Genomic DNA, 14786 nt, shown 5'->3' with positions numbered 1-14786 from the left:
GAGCTTTGTATAATTATTGATAAATATATACTCTCCACTTCCATTCACTTTTTTTCATGTTCCAAAACATTCTGGAAAAAGTATTAGGGGATTAAAATTCCTGATGAAAATGATTGGTCCTGTGGAGCGATAGCGTACTACACTAAAAAAAGGTGATGCATTAAGGAAAGGCATCACCTTTAATCTAAAAATTATTAAGCTTTGTTTACGTTAGAAGCTTGAGGTCCACGGTTACCTTCAACGATTTCGAAAGTTACTTCTTGGCCTTCTTCTAAAGTTTTGAAACCTTCTGATTGGATAGCGGAGAAGTGAACGAATACGTCTTGTCCTTCAGTAGACTCGATGAAACCGAAACCTTTTTCTGCATTAAACCATTTTACTTTACCTGTGTTCATTGTAAAACCTCCAAAATTGTGTTACACCTTTAAGAACTTATATAAATCTTAGGAATCAGTGAAGCATCGCTACCTTTTCGGACATAGGCTGTATTTACAACCATGACCAACAATCCTTAAAAAACATATACCGAACTTACAAGCGTTATATACATCATATCTTCAATATCGACTTTTGTCAATTATCTTTTTTTATTTTCCTTCTGCTGAATCAACTGTATGCTTTAAAAGCATACTGATTGTAACAGGACCTACACCGCCTGGAACTGGAGTTATTGCTGATGCATTTACAAGACAAGCATCGTAATCAACATCCCCAACATTACCTTTATTGTAGCCCGCATCAAGTATAACAGCTCCTGGTTTAATCCAGTCACCTTGAATAAAGTTAGGCTTACCTACTGCTGCAATAACAATATCAGCCTGTTTGACATGCTCAGCCAAGTTTTTAGTGCGAGAATGACAGGTTGTTACGGTTGCATCTTCATTTAAAAGCAATGCTGATACTGGCTTACCAAGGATAGGGCTTCTGCCAACAACGACTGCATGCTTTCCGCTTGCGTCAATACCATAATGCTCCATTATTTTCAGTATTGCAGCAGGTGTACATGATGGGTATCTTCCGAAGCCTAAAGCTGTTTGTCCATATCCTAGGCTCGTTACACCATCAACGTCCTTATCTATCGCAATTGTTTCAAACGCCTTTCTTTCATCAATATGGTCAGGTACAGGATGCTGAAGCAAAATTCCATGTACGTTACTATCTTCATTTAACGATTGGATGGTCTCAAGCAGCTGTTCTGTTGTTGTCTCTTTGTCTAAATGGATTTTTTTGCTGTCAATTCCAAGCTTAGCGCACGCATTACCTTTCATGCGTACATAAGTAGCGGAAGATGGATCTTCACCAACAAGGATCGTTGCAAGACATGGTGTAATGCCTTTCGTTTTTAGTGCATCGATTCTGCTTTTCAATTCTTCCTTTACAGCATTTGCTACTACATTTCCATCTAATATTACTTTCTCAGACATGTATATCCCTCCAGGTATTGTGTTAGAAAGGTTTATCACCTTTTGCCCAGACGACCGGCTATACACCTTTTCGCAGCTCCCATATGGTTCATTCCATTATTGTCGTCAGTCACTGTGAAACGAATCTATTTACTAGGTAATAATAACATAGCTCTCATTTTATGAAAACAAGTTTCGACATGAAAAAAGGCATCTCCTGTATTTAGGAGATGCCCAGTGGTGAGTGCTTGCAATAGATCTTTGTTCATTATTATATGAAGAAAGTAGACCTATGTAAAATCTTGCACTTTTATTGGCATATATTTAAGGAATGCACTACTAATTCGTGCAATTGCCTAAAACAACGAAAGCCCTACCTCTCTTTCATCCTTACGGCTCCGAGGCCGTGCCAGTGTGAATTTAGGTTCTATCAATTTAGAACGGCGGCAAAAATAACATTAACTGAGAATAATTTTTTGGAAGGGTTTAATCCGCATATGGAAGATTATTTTAATGTGATTTTTGGAGAAGATTGTTAAAGTGGTGTTTATTCTGTATTTCAACTGTTCCTGGTTGCTTTGCATCTACATAACTTTACACAAAATCTTTTACTTTTATTGTACAAATCCGTTCTTGCCTCAAATACATACAAGAAATAGAATACCCTATTATTTACATTTTGTCAACCGTGCTGAATATTAGTAATAAAATCCATAATCTAGCTATAAAAAAACTCACCTAAACATTAAAAATAGAGTATGTTTTCTAAGATTAGTTCGTTCCATGCGATCAACAAAACTCGCTTTCCGCTGGGAGGTATTTTCGCCTGCTGGGTCTCAGCCTCCATTCCATTTCACTAGGATTTTCAATTATTATATTAAAGTCGAAAACGTCAAAAGAAAAAAACTGAACTATTTAACGTTAAAATAGTTCAGTTTTATCTAGACAAACTTAAGTTAAACCTTCTTTTTGCTTACATAATATTATTTAAACGCTCGGCTGATTGTAAATCTGCTGGTATTGTTGCGTGTTGGATTTCTTTTTCGAGTTGTTGCTTGTGGAATTGCTGTTCTACTTGATCCCATTCGTAATAGTTTGCCATATATGCTAGAACAGATTCTTTATATTTTAATGCCTCTGTTATGTCAAATAAAAGCATCCCCGTTCTACGAAGCAAAACGTCGACTGGTGTCATCGCAAGTTCGCGCTGCATGGCATAATGAATTTTCGCCCATAGTAGGACAGGTAAGTTAAACTGTTGTGCGGCTGCTTTTTTTTCTTTCACAATGTTGTAAATATCTGGTGCGTTGCTTCCGTACATTTTCGCAATTGTCGCAGCTTCTTCTCTTGTCAAACCAGCACTTATACCCTCTGGTATGATTTTTTCCATATAGCTTTCAAAATTGGCTGAACCACCAACTTTTCCTCCTGATATCGGCAAATGTTTTGTTTGACACCCGCTAAAACTCTTACCCTTTTCTGTTAATTTCTTACCGACAAGCTCAAGGACGGTTTCTGCCATTTTACGATATCCAGTCAACTTACCTCCTGCAATTGTCACTAGTCCTGAATCTGATACCCAAATCTCATCTTTCCTTGAGATTTCTGATGGATCCTTTCCATCCTCCAAAATTAACGGCCTTACACCAGCCCAGCTTGATTCTACATCGTTTTCTGTAATATTAACTGCTGGGAACATATATTTTATCGCGTTAAGAATATATGTGCGATCCTCCACTGTCATCGCTGGATTCACTGGATCTTCCTTATAGAAGGTATCTGTTGTGCCAACATAAGCCTTTTTGTTCCTTGGAATTGCAAATACCATTCTGCCGTCTGGTGTATCAAAGTAAATGGCTTGTTTTAACGGAAAAACAGATTGGTCAATGACGATATGCACACCTTTTGTAAGCTGCAATGTTTTCCCTTTTTTACTGCCATCCTTTTCTCTTATCGTGTCCACCCATGGACCTGCTGCATTAACAACTATATCAGCAAATACCGAATAGGTTTCTCCTGTTAACATATCTGTTACATATACTCCATTAACTTTTCCTTCATTATCATAAATCAGTTTTTCTACTTTCGTATAATTTAGTGGAGTAGCCCCTTTTTCGATTGCTTCCTTCATTACTTCAATCGTTAATCTGCTGTCATCTGTACGGTATTCCACATAATAACCGCCGCCTTTTAGACCTTCCTTTTTAACAAGAGGCTCTTTTGCAAGTGTCTGATCTTTTGTGAACATTTTTCTTCTTTCCTTTTTCTTGACACCTGCAAGGAAATCATAAACTCGTAAGCCGATACTTGTTGTAAATTTTCCAAATGTGCCGCCTGTATGAAAAGGAAGAAGCATCCATTCTGGAGTTGTAACATGTGGACCATTTTCGTAAACGACCGCTCTTTCCTTACCAACCTCTGCTACCATTTTCACTTCAAACTGTTTTAAATAGCGAAGTCCTCCATGGACAAGCTTTGTTGATCTGCTTGATGTGCCTGCAGAGAAATCCTGCATTTCCACTAATGCTGTTTTCATCCCTCTAGTTGATGCATCAAGCGCAATCCCAGCACCAGTTATCCCTCCACCAATGACTAGCACATCAAATTTGTTTTCCTGAAGCTGTTTTTTTAAGAAGTTACGATTCGTTTTCATTTGGATGTCCTCCTAAGAATAATGTCCAACAAAAAAGAGACCACAAAGAATCATTACCAATACGCGATAACGACTTTGTGGTCTCTCCAAATCTCCGGACATTTTATTAACTTGTGTTCATTATAACATAATTATATATATATTCATAGTATTTAGAATTGAATTGTACTAGCTTAATTCTTGAATGCCATTGTTGCTTGAACCGCTTTCTTCCAACCTGAATAAAGTGCTTCTCGTTGTTCTTCTTCCATTGCTGGTTCAAATGACTTATCTAATCTCCACTGCTCAGCAATTTCAGCCTGATCCTTCCAGAAGCCTACAGCAAGCCCTGCTAAATATGCGGCACCAAGAGCAGTTGTTTCATTAATGACAGGTCTTTGTACAGGAACATCCAAAATATCTCCTTGGAATTGCATTAAGAAATTGTTTTTTACCGCTCCGCCATCTGCTCTTAATGTTTTGACACTAATGTTGGCATCAGCTTCCATCGCAGACAAGACATCTCTTGTTTGATAGGCAAGGGATTCAAGTGTTGCTCTGACAAAATGCTCTTTTGTCGTACCTCTAGTGACACCAAACATCGCACCGCGCACATCACTGTCCCAATATGGTGTGCCAAGACCAACAAATGCAGGAACTAAATAGACACCGTCAGTTGAATCTACTTTTGTAGCATACGCTTCACTGTCTTTTGCATCCTTCAGCATTCTGAGGCCGTCACGAAGCCATTGAATAGCAGATCCGGCAACAAAGATACTTCCTTCAAGCGCATATTCGACCTTTCCGTTTAATCCCCATGCAATTGTTGTTAACAAACCATGATTAGAGCGGACTGCTTTTTCCCCTGTATTCATAAGCATGAAGCAGCCTGTTCCATACGTATTTTTCGCCATTCCTTCTTCAAAGCAAGCCTGGCCGAACAATGCTGCTTGCTGATCTCCAGCTACACCTGCAATAGGAATACTCTTACCGAAGAAGTGGTAGTCAATTGTATGTGCATACACTTCAGAAGAAGGTTTAACCTCCGGAAGCATAGACTTAGGTACAGTCAAGATTTCAAGAAGCTCATCATCCCACTTTAAATCATAAATATTGAACATTAATGTACGAGAAGCATTCGTATAATCCGTCACATGCGCTTTTCCACCTGAAAGCTTCCAAATCAGCCACGTATCGATTGTACCGAACAATAATTGACCATTTTCCGCTTTATCTCTTGCACCCTCGACATTATCAAGAATCCATTTCACTTTTGTACCTGCAAAATACGCATCTATCAGCAAACCAGTTTTGTCTCTAAATAATTGGTTATGACCTTGTTCCTTTAGATCTTCACAAATATCATTTGTTTGTCTTGATTGCCAAACAATTGCATTATAGACTGGAACACCTGTCTCTTTATCCCAAACAACTGCTGTTTCACGTTGGTTCGTAATCCCAATACCTTCAATTTGGTCTGCCTTTATATCTGATTCCGATAAAACGGTTGCAATAACAGATAGAATGGAACCCCAAATCTCACTTGCATTATGCTCTACCCAACCTGGCTTTGGAAAGATTTGCGTAAATTCTTTTTGCGCCGAGTGTACAATTTCCCCTTTTTTATTGAAAATAATCGCTCTTGAGCTAGTAGTTCCTTGGTCTAATGACAAAATAAATTTTTCCATCGTAATACCCCCTATTTGATTATGAAACTAGTCTACCATATTATTTCCTTCTATTATTAAGCCGCATTTTTCATTTTAATAGAATTATTGCTTTTTGTAGCAAAAAACGCAAACCCTAATATCACTATGCTAACGATGACTACTGGCCAAAAATAGCTGGAGATTGTTCCTTTATAGAAATATTGATAAAATACTGCTGCCAATCCTCCACCTAATACTGGTCCAACCACTGGAATCCATGCATATTTCCAGTTAGAATCCCCTTTACCTACGATTGGAAGCAATGCATGTGCAATACGTGGCCCTAAATCCCTTGCCGGGTTTATAGCATAGCCAGTTGTACCTCCAAGAGACATACCAATCACTACTATTAATAAACCGACTGCCATCGGGTTCAAGCCATCTGTAAAGGTTGTCGCACCAATGAAGAGCAAGCCTAGCACAAGCATGAAAGTACCAATTAATTCTCCAAGCAGATTGGAAAAAGTATGTGGAATAGCTGGCCCTGTTGCAAATACGCTCAATTTAGCTCCTTTATCGTCAGTCGCTTTCCAATGAGGTAAATAATGTAAGTATACAATAACTGCTCCAATAAACGCTCCAAGCATTTGAGCTATGATATATTCAGGCACTTGATTCCATGCAAAATCGCCATTTATAGCAAGCGCGATTGTCACGGCAGGGTTAAGATGTGCTCCACTGATGCTGCCAACAGCAAATACTCCCATCGTAACAGCTAAGCCCCAAGCAATAGTAATAACAATCCACCCGCTATTATTAGAAAACGTTTTCTTTAAATTGCTACCAGCAACTACTCCTCCCCCAAAAACGATTAAAATCATTGTACCAATAAGTTCACCTAAAAATGCAGACATTCAAACTCCCCCTTCTCTAAAAAAAACAATAAGTTTATAAAACAGCAAAAAAGGAGGGCACAACAGAAAAATATCACAATAAATGTGAAAATCTGTGTGCATCTCCTTATCTCCAACACGTTTTATTAACTTGTAGATACATCATATCCTACCATGTAAACGCTGTCAACACGTTTACAAGATTTTCTCTAGAAAAATAGTGAAAACTTGTTTATTTGTCCCATAATTCTTTTCTTGATGTTGTAATACCCGCTGCTCCAGCCTTAATCGCATTTTCAACATCTGCTTCAGTACGAATCAATCCACCAGCCAATATCGGTACATCGAGCCGCTCCTTTATTTCTTCAATCATCCAAGGCATTGTGCCTGGCAGGAGCTCAATATAATCAGGTTTTGTTCGCTGTACCAGTTTAATACTTTTTTCAATTGCATGGCTGTCAAGAAGGAAGACACGTTGAATGGCGATTACATTCTTTTGTTTCGCTTTTAAAATAACAGATGATTTTGTTGATATTAGTCCATATGGCTTAAATTCCTGACAGACATATTCTGTCGCATAGTCGTCACTTTTCAACCCTTGTATTAAATCGACATGATAAATCATTTTTTTACCGGCGTTTTTGGCAAGCTTACTGATGTTCTTCAGCTGCGATATATGTATTTCTAAAAAGACGCCAACTTCATAACTGCTTTCCAAAAAAGCTTCAAATTCCTTTAAGTTGGATGATGCAGGTATTATTTTCTGTTCCATCATAGTTACCTCTACCCTGTTTTATTATCTATTTATTTTTTCTTTCTTCATAATAGCGGAAAACTAAGATACACACTAGTAAAAACGCAGAGCCCACAGCATATCCGCCAACAATATCTGTTGGATAATGTACACCTAAATAAATTCGGCTTGTCCCAATCATTAATATAAAAAAGCAGGCAATCAGAACTGTTGCTACTTTTTTTCCATTAGTCTTCCAAATATGAAGAAGTACATATGCAGCACTTCCATAAAAAATTAGCGATCCCATACTATGACCACTAGGAAAGCTATACCCATGCTCTGTAATTAAAGGGAGTATATCCGGTCTTTCTCGCTTAAAAATCCACTTAAGGAACTTATTTAATAATCCGCCAATCCCCGGAACACAAATAAGGAAAATAGCCAGAGAATATTTCTTGTACAAGCAAAGAAGCACTGCTCCAACAGCAATGGCAATTGCTATAAATTTAATAGAGCCAAAATCTGTCAAGATTGAGGTCCATCTAGTTGTGGCATCAGTTTGATAGGATTGGACAAACTCAATGATGTTTTTATCAAAAGCGATTATCTCTGCACTTCTAATTTGGTAGCTGACAAATACAAAAACGATTATAAATAAAAAAACGATCGTAAGTATTGTACTGACATATTTTAGCGTCAGCTTTTTTTCACTTTTATTCAATAAAGTATATCCCCCTTTTATTTAGGTTATCTCCCCATTATAGACAACTTGAGACAAATTTTCCAAAAGGACCTTTTTAATAAAACTAGTAAGCAAAGGGGGATCTCCCCCTTTGCTGTATTATGCTTCTTTTGCGACTTTTTTTCTTGTTTTTGTTTTTTTTGGTTTCTCTTCTGCTGCCTGTTCCGGCTTCGTATTGTCGATAGAAGCCTGTAATGCTGCCATTAAATCCATGACGTTTGTTGTCTGAACCTTTTCTTGACTTGTTACAACATCCTTGCCCATTTTCTTTGCTTCAATTAATTCAAGTAATGCTGTTCGATATTCATCCGTATATTTCGTTGGATCAAATGCTGTTGTTAACTGATCAATCAGCAGAATTGCTGTCTCTAGCTCCTTTTTGGCGATAGTGGCTTCTGCCGGAACATTTGGTACATCCTCTGCTTTGCGGACTTCATCAGGAAAATGGATTGTTTCCATAACTAATGTATTGTCATATACTCTAATTACCGCTAATTGCTCTTTTGAACGGATAATAATTTTGGCAATACCGACCTTTCCTGATTCAATTAATGCCTCTCTTAATAAAGCATATGCTTTATTGCCTCCATCACCTGAAGACATATAATAGCACTTATCATAATAAATCGGGTCAATTTCATCCATTTTAACAAAATCAATTATTTCAACTGCTTTATCTTCATTTTCTTTTTGCAGCTTTTCCAAATCTTCCTTGTCAAGGACAACATATTTGCCTTTCGCATATTCATATGCCTTAACTATATCTTCTGGTGCAACTTCTTTTTCACATGCAGAGCATTTTTTTTCATATTTAATAGGTGCATGACATTCTTTATGAAGTGTGCGCAGCTTTATATCTTTATCTTCTGTTGCTGTATGCAGCTTAATTGGGATGTTAACTAAACCGAAGCTAATGCTTCCTTTCCACATTGTGTGCATTTCTTATTTCTCCAATCATGTTTTTTCACTGACTTTTTTAAGATGGTACTTATTAATAAAATGGCTTTTAAGCCCGCCTTTCATGCAATGAAATCTTGGAAATGAATGATTCGACTGCATAGGAGAAACACTAAAAGCAAATAAGCATTGTTAGGAGTACTACCATGAAATATACTGCTTCCTTTACGATTACAGAGTATAACCTTATGGATAAGCTGTTTTCGGTAGGTGTTGCGGATAATGGCATCATCAAAAATGTTGGACAGTTTAGTGAAGGCATGACAAAAGAAGAAAGTACTGCCTTACTAAGCATTGTGCAAAAAAATGCACGGACAGTGGGTAAAGTGATCTTGGTTGAACCAGGTATATGTGTTGAGCTTGAATTCTCTTCGTTTGAAGACGAAAAAATTATTCAACCTGTATTTGTACAATTTCTTTTCCAAAAAAGCTGGCAGGAGTGCACTTATGAACAGCTACTGCAAAACATCGGACTTGATAAACTGACTATCACCAATCCAGATAAACCATTATTTCCTGATAACAATGTACGCAAAATAGATTTCATCAACTATCTAACATTGGCAGAAGAGAAAATACTGCCTTTTTTACAAAATCGGCTACTGACAGTTATCCGTTTCCCGCATGGATTGTTCGGTGAATCTTTTTATCAAAAGCAGTGTCCTGATTATGCACCAGCATTTGTTGAAACAAGCTGGAAGGAAGATATTAATTATATTATCTGCAACAATAAACAAACACTGCTTTGGCTGGGCAATCAGCTTGCATTCGAGTTTCACATACCATTTGAAACCGTCCTGTCTGACAGTATGCCTTCAGAAATTGTGTTTGATTTGGACCCGCCATCACGAGATCATTTCTTTATGGCAATTAAAGCTGCACAAATACTCAAGCAGGTTCTCGATGGATTAAAGCTTATTTCTTTTATAAAAATATCTGGAAATAAAGGCATTCAAGTATATATTCCACTTCCAGAAAAAACTTACACGTATGATGAAGCAAGAATTTTCACTGAATTTATTGCAAACTATATGATAACAATCGAACCAGAATTATTTACAATTGAGCGCTTGAAAAAAAATCGCCATAACCGGCTTTACATCGATTATATCCAGCATAGCGAAGGAAAAACGATCATTGCTCCCTATTCTGTTAGAGGAAATGAAGGTGGATATGTCGCTTGCCCGATATTTTGGGATGAACTCACAAATAATTTATCGCCAAAAGCCTTTACAATGGAGTCTGTGTCAGAACGACTGAAAAACAGGGAGGATCCCTTCCAATCTTATTTTGCAACGAAGGAAAAGCAATCATTAAAAGAAGTCCTTCATTTTATCCAGTCAAACCATACATGAATAAAAAAAGAATCCCTTCACCAGTTAGATGGGATTCTTTTCTAACATAAAAGGAAATCAAACTGGTTCATTGAAGGGATAAACCATTTCCTTTGTAACACCTAAATCGCCAAAAAAATGATCCTCAATAAAATGACTTATTTCTCTTAACTCAGCACTTGTTGGAAAGGATGATATGATGATTTTCGGAATATGCTCGATACGTGCATCTGAAGGATTCAATTCTCCTGCAGAAATAAGCAAATCAAACTCCTCATACATATACAGCAGATGAACGCTTGAAGGATCGAGACAGGTTATTTCCAGTTTGCTGTAAAAATGATAGTTCAAGATTTCACGGATGTAATCCTTCTCACTGTATGTTCTGCACATTACAGCCACCTGGATTTTGTGGTTATTCCATTTTCTGATTATAGCAGCCTGAGTAATGGCGAAAATTTCGAGTATATCAAGCTTTTTTAACAAAAGGGAATAATGTGTAAAGCACTCTTTTGCAATTTGTGCAATTGCCTGATATAGCTGGTTTCCCTCAAAAAAATCTAAATATTGCAAAGCTGAATTCTTCACAGTTTCTGTTTCAAATTCCGTCTCAACAGAAATTCGTTTTAGTGACTGATAGAAGTTGAACAAAAATATATCATCTTGGGATATAGATAAACCGATATACTTATCTAGCTTTTTGAGAAAGACAGACATTGGATAGCCTCTTTCACTTTTCATTGATTTATGAATATACTGCAAGTGCTTTGTTCTATTTAACGGTCTTTCCTCACTCATAATAAAAATCGCAATGTACAGAATTTCCTGCAGTTGAATTTCTCTGCGCGGACATTTGACCATAAAAGGCAAAAGCCTTTTAGTCAATTCAAAATACTTGCTGCCTTCATGTGTCTTTAACACAGAATCTGGATAAGAAATATAATGACCCATTGATGCACGATGGTTCGCTATAAACAAAATAATCGTCAAGCGATAGAGCGCACCTGTTCGATAAGACATAGAAAACCGCGAAAACATTTTAACCAAATGCTCTTGGAATTTCCCAGCATCAAGCTCTTCTTTGACAAGATTTGTTTCAAAGGACATAAAATCTAAATACTGCATAATGAAGCGTCTAATTTTCCTTTCATCACCTTCAAGCCGAAATGGACTTGCTGTTAATGTGACCTCTGCCTCTTTAACTACCTCCTGCAATTTCTCCAAGTGCCTGTATGCTGTTGATCTGCTTATATGCACTTCTTGACATATTTGAGAAACATCAACACCATCATTTAAAAGGATGATTTTCAATGTATGCAAATACGTGTTCTTTTCTCTTATTTGACCCAAAAGACCTTCAAGTGTCCCATTTTCTGGCTTAATGAGTCTGACACCATATGCTTCGTTCTTCTCGAAGACCCAATCTTCTGGTAAAACACTTTCAAGAAATTCCAAATCTCTCCAAATGGTTGTTTTAGAAAATCCTGTCTTATCTGAAAGCACTGCTAAACTATTCCACTTTTCCTCACTTAGTAGTTGAAAAATTATATCAGAATACCGCTTATAAAATCGATTCATCCTTATCACCTTTTAGCCGAGATTTGCTTTTTACTGTTTTGATATGATGAAAATAATGCAAAACGTACCACCAGCAATATTTTCTCGGTAAAATTGCTGGTTAGTAATTCAAAACTTTACCCATCCGTATTTAATCGCTTTAACAACAGCTCTTGTTCTGCATTCTGTATCTGACTTTTTTAAAATACTACTAATATGGTTTTTTACTGTTTTATCACTGATACGCAGCTCATCTGCAATTTCAAAATTGCTCTTTCCTTTTACAAGCGATTGGAGAACTACCTGCTCTCGTGTTGTAAAAATACTAGCACGACCAAATTTATGTTTTTTTGTTCGATCTGAAAGCTTACGATATTCTTTGAGAATTTCAGTTGAAATGTACGGATCCATATAATTTCTGTTAGACAGGAGGTTCCTCACCGCTTCCTTCAACCAATCCTCTATTCTTTCAATGGAAACAAACCCCATTACTCCTGCACATAAAGATGCCGTTAACTCTATATCTTGTTCATTTGAAAATACCATGATAATTTTCGCTTCTGAAAATTCCTCAATAAGCTCTTTCGCAGCTTCCACCCCATTAACATTCGGCATTTTGTTGCACATGATATATATATCTGGATTATGGGCTCTCATGATTGGCAGTGCAAATCTCCCATCTTGCCCCTCTGCAACAATACGATAGGATTCTTCCATCCTAAGGCTTTGTCTCATTTTCTCCCTTGCAAGTGGATCCTTATCTAAAAGTGCAATTTTAGCCATAGATTATTGTCTCCTCTTTTAATTCTTCCGTGTTAGTATTTGCAAGCTAGTGAAGACATTCCTATTTATCCTCAGAGGATTTGTAACAAAAAAACATGCTAGGTTTTTAAGGATTATTTTTTCACTAAATAGGAACAAAGGATTTAAGTGCAAATAATAACAATTTACATTTTACAACAAGGAATTAACTGATTCGTCTCAACATTGAAACGGAGCTTTTCAAAATAAAGCATTAACAACTTTCCCGTTGTAACTATAATCTTAAAAATGGATTCAACTTCCAATTGAATAGGATTTAAAAATCGAAAAATATTAAAATAGGAAGCTAAATATTATTTCACCAAAAATTAAACAGACCGTTTCGAAAATGAGAAACAAAATATGTAAATAAGTGGTACCCTAAATTCAGATAGATTTTTCATACTAATTAAAGGGAGGAATGTTAAATGAACAAACATATTCAGGAGCTAGTATGCAGTTTATTTAAACACTGCAGGAGTACCTTGGGCCATTCATTGCGAGTCGCAGACGAGCTGCATAAATTTAGCTCCTTTATCGACATTAAGCCGTCTGCTGAAATCTATTACATGGGAGCAGTTCATGATATTGGAAAGCTTAAAATCAGCAGTAGCTTGCTGAACAAAACAGGTAGGCTTACCATTTCAGAAAAGCATGAGCTTAACATGCATGCATTTTATGGAAAACAAATATTACAGGAGAAAAAGGTGTTTTCAGAGGAGTTTATGAATATCATTTTATATCATCATGAGAATCTCGACGGGAGTGGGTACTATGGCTTAAAAGGACAAGAGATTCCTCTATTTTCAAGAATGCTTCGTTTAATTGATAGTTATGATGCAATGCTTTACGGGAGAGCTTATCAATTCCCAATTAATGAAGAGCAAATTAAATTAGAAATAGAAGCATTAAAAACTACTATCTTTGATGCTGAGCTAGTCTGTTCGTTTTTACACTTTATCGAAGCAAAAAAACAACGCATGTTAGTCGAAAAGCTTCAATTGTCTCGATAAAAGCGTTGCAAAGCAATAAATTATTATGCAACGCCCACAACTTTACTCTTCCTTTTCCAGTCTGCATTCAAGCGGGTCTGTAGTCACGAAAGCTTCTATGATCGGATGCCTTAATGTCTGGTCCTCAATCCATTCAAGAAAGCTGACCTTTACAGTTAGAATAGGCTTTAACCAAACCATGGCAGATTTCCCATCACTAATATTTATAAAAGGACAGTTTTCCATTTGCAATGTAACAAGAATTTTTGTTAGCTCCACCCAATCCTTGTTAGTCAATTTACCGTTGCCAACGCTTCCGATGTAAATCAAATTAGTTTCTTGATCATATAAGCCTAGATGAAGGGAATTTGCGACACCGTTTTTATATGTGACACCACCAATGACGGCAATCAAGTCATGCTGTTTTTTCCTTTTTAACCAGCGTTTATCCTTGGCACCAATTGTATAGGTACTTGTCAAATCCTTAAAAACTACTCCTTCTAAGTCATTGCTGAGGCAAGCCTGCAGCAGCCCTTCTTTGTCACGGAAGCTTTCAACAAGCTGTACATGCTCATTTGGTTTCACCAAAGCTTTTAAAAGCTCCATTCTTTCTGCTAAAGGCTTGTCTGTCACCCAATTACCGTTTAAATAAAGAATGTCAAATACCATATAGGTTATAGGTACCCGATCCATCATCCCGCCATTGCGATCGATATTTTTCAGGCGATCTCTTTTCATCACTTCATAGAAGGATGGCTTCCCATCCTTTAAGGCAATTATTTCACCGTCTAATATGAAAGAGTCTGCCTCTAAATAGGTGGAGGTATGAAGCAACTCAGGGTATTGCTTCGTCCGTTCGTTCAATTTACGATTATAGAGCTTGGTATTGTCGTCATCGTGGTATGTAAGAATTCTTGTCCCATCCCACTTTACTTGTGCTACCCAGTTGTCGCCAATGGGTACGGACTCTGTTACTACTGGTTCAAAAGGGACGATTGGTTTCATTATTTCCCATTCCTTTTTTTCTTTAACATGCCTCTAATACAGCTTTTTATCCCAATAAAAATGGAGCTGCCTAATAATAAGCAGC

General features: G+C 37.0%; 13 protein-coding genes and 1 riboswitch. Of the genes, 2 read left to right on the top strand and 11 right to left on the bottom strand.

The window, feature by feature from the left end:
- Positions 1–194: 194 nt before the first annotated feature.
- The 8 genes from NQZ71_RS10045 to ku all read right to left on the bottom strand — a co-directional run bounded on the left by NQZ71_RS10045 (position 195) and on the right by ku (position 8994).
- On the bottom strand, positions 195–395 hold the full coding sequence (locus NQZ71_RS10045; RefSeq protein ID WP_127737763.1) for a cold-shock protein: 201 nt from the start codon (positions 393–395) through the stop codon (positions 195–197).
- 192 nt (positions 396–587) lie between these two features.
- Positions 588–1424, bottom strand: coding sequence for a bifunctional 5,10-methylenetetrahydrofolate dehydrogenase/5,10-methenyltetrahydrofolate cyclohydrolase (locus tag NQZ71_RS10040; protein WP_317010531.1), 837 nt, complete (start codon positions 1422–1424; stop codon positions 588–590).
- 37 nt (positions 1425–1461) lie between these two features.
- A riboswitch (ZMP/ZTP riboswitch) is annotated at positions 1462–1547 on the bottom strand.
- Positions 1548–2376: 829 nt separating this feature from the next.
- Complete coding sequence (locus tag NQZ71_RS10035; RefSeq protein WP_317010530.1) at positions 2377–4056, bottom strand: glycerol-3-phosphate dehydrogenase/oxidase; 1680 nt, start codon at positions 4054–4056, stop codon at positions 2377–2379.
- A gap of 173 nt (positions 4057–4229) precedes the next feature.
- On the bottom strand, positions 4230–5723 hold the full coding sequence (glpK, locus tag NQZ71_RS10030) for a glycerol kinase GlpK (protein ID WP_317010529.1): 1494 nt from the start codon (positions 5721–5723) through the stop codon (positions 4230–4232).
- A 56-nt stretch (positions 5724–5779) separates the two neighbouring features.
- Positions 5780–6598 carry an MIP/aquaporin family protein gene (locus NQZ71_RS10025; protein ID WP_144453075.1) on the bottom strand — a complete coding sequence of 273 codons (819 nt, stop codon included), beginning with the start codon at positions 6596–6598 and terminating at the stop codon, positions 5780–5782.
- Positions 6599–6809: 211 nt separating this feature from the next.
- Positions 6810–7349: a glycerol-3-phosphate responsive antiterminator gene (locus NQZ71_RS10020; RefSeq protein WP_144453405.1), complete on the bottom strand. Its 540-nt coding sequence runs from the start codon at positions 7347–7349 to the stop codon at positions 6810–6812.
- Positions 7350–7377: 28 nt separating this feature from the next.
- Entirely contained in the window at positions 7378–8034 is a 657-nt protein-coding gene (locus NQZ71_RS10015) for a phosphatase PAP2 family protein (RefSeq protein ID WP_260054509.1), read from the bottom strand.
- A 120-nt stretch (positions 8035–8154) separates the two neighbouring features.
- Positions 8155–8994 carry a non-homologous end joining protein Ku gene (ku, locus tag NQZ71_RS10010; protein WP_144453071.1) on the bottom strand — a complete coding sequence of 280 codons (840 nt, stop codon included), beginning with the start codon at positions 8992–8994 and terminating at the stop codon, positions 8155–8157.
- A 164-nt stretch (positions 8995–9158) separates the two neighbouring features.
- On the opposite strand from ku, the gene ligD reads away from it, so the two are divergent.
- Positions 9159–10367 carry a DNA ligase D gene (gene ligD / locus NQZ71_RS10005; protein ID WP_317010528.1) on the top strand — a complete coding sequence of 403 codons (1209 nt, stop codon included), beginning with the start codon at positions 9159–9161 and terminating at the stop codon, positions 10365–10367.
- Between the two features lie 57 nt (positions 10368–10424).
- Here the strand turns inward: ligD and NQZ71_RS10000 are convergent, their stop codons facing one another.
- Both NQZ71_RS10000 and NQZ71_RS09995 read right to left on the bottom strand, forming a co-directional pair.
- Positions 10425–11924 (bottom strand): AcpB/EbpR/MafR family transcriptional regulator, encoded by a 1500-nt coding sequence (locus tag NQZ71_RS10000; RefSeq protein WP_144453067.1) that lies wholly within the window; start codon positions 11922–11924, stop codon positions 10425–10427.
- A 108-nt stretch (positions 11925–12032) separates the two neighbouring features.
- Positions 12033–12686: a LuxR C-terminal-related transcriptional regulator gene (locus NQZ71_RS09995; protein WP_144453065.1), complete on the bottom strand. Its 654-nt coding sequence runs from the start codon at positions 12684–12686 to the stop codon at positions 12033–12035.
- A 446-nt stretch (positions 12687–13132) separates the two neighbouring features.
- On the opposite strand from NQZ71_RS09995, the gene NQZ71_RS09990 reads away from it, so the two are divergent.
- Positions 13133–13717, top strand: coding sequence for an HD-GYP domain-containing protein (locus NQZ71_RS09990; RefSeq protein ID WP_275007975.1), 585 nt, complete (start codon positions 13133–13135; stop codon positions 13715–13717).
- Between the two features lie 42 nt (positions 13718–13759).
- Here NQZ71_RS09990 and NQZ71_RS09985 read toward each other — a convergent pair whose 3' ends face one another.
- Positions 13760–14701: an ATP-dependent DNA ligase gene (locus NQZ71_RS09985; protein WP_275007977.1), complete on the bottom strand. Its 942-nt coding sequence runs from the start codon at positions 14699–14701 to the stop codon at positions 13760–13762.
- Between the last annotated feature and the right edge of the window lie 85 nt (positions 14702–14786).

The organism is Niallia taxi, from assembly GCF_032818155.1.
GTDB classification, from domain to species: Bacteria; Bacillota; Bacilli; order Bacillales; family Cytobacillaceae; genus Niallia; species Niallia taxi_A.
The sequence above is the reverse complement of the archived record's forward strand: the minus strand, read 5'-3'. Positions and strand labels throughout refer to the sequence as shown.

Excerpts from the sequence above, each read along its gene's own strand:
- NQZ71_RS09990 (WP_275007975.1), top strand. The coding sequence starts at position 13,133 with ATGAACAAACATATTCAGGAGCTAGTATGCAGTTTATTTAAACACTGC.
- ku (WP_144453071.1), bottom strand. The coding sequence starts at position 8,994 with ATGCACACAATGTGGAAAGGAAGCATTAGCTTCGGTTTAGTTAACATC.
- NQZ71_RS10025 (WP_144453075.1), bottom strand. The coding sequence starts at position 6,598 with ATGTCTGCATTTTTAGGTGAACTTATTGGTACAATGATTTTAATCGTT.
- NQZ71_RS10035 (WP_317010530.1), bottom strand. The coding sequence starts at position 4,056 with ATGAAAACGAATCGTAACTTCTTAAAAAAACAGCTTCAGGAAAACAAA.
- NQZ71_RS10020 (WP_144453405.1), bottom strand. The coding sequence starts at position 7,349 with ATGGAACAGAAAATAATACCTGCATCATCCAACTTAAAGGAATTTGAA.
- NQZ71_RS10000 (WP_144453067.1), bottom strand. The coding sequence starts at position 11,924 with ATGAATCGATTTTATAAGCGGTATTCTGATATAATTTTTCAACTACTA.
- NQZ71_RS09995 (WP_144453065.1), bottom strand. The coding sequence starts at position 12,686 with ATGGCTAAAATTGCACTTTTAGATAAGGATCCACTTGCAAGGGAGAAA.
- ligD (WP_317010528.1), top strand. The coding sequence starts at position 9,159 with ATGAAATATACTGCTTCCTTTACGATTACAGAGTATAACCTTATGGAT.
- NQZ71_RS10045 (WP_127737763.1), bottom strand. The coding sequence starts at position 395 with ATGAACACAGGTAAAGTAAAATGGTTTAATGCAGAAAAAGGTTTCGGT.
- NQZ71_RS10040 (WP_317010531.1), bottom strand. The coding sequence starts at position 1,424 with ATGTCTGAGAAAGTAATATTAGATGGAAATGTAGTAGCAAATGCTGTA.
- glpK (WP_317010529.1), bottom strand. The coding sequence starts at position 5,723 with ATGGAAAAATTTATTTTGTCATTAGACCAAGGAACTACTAGCTCAAGA.
- NQZ71_RS09985 (WP_275007977.1), bottom strand. The coding sequence starts at position 14,701 with ATGAAACCAATCGTCCCTTTTGAACCAGTAGTAACAGAGTCCGTACCC.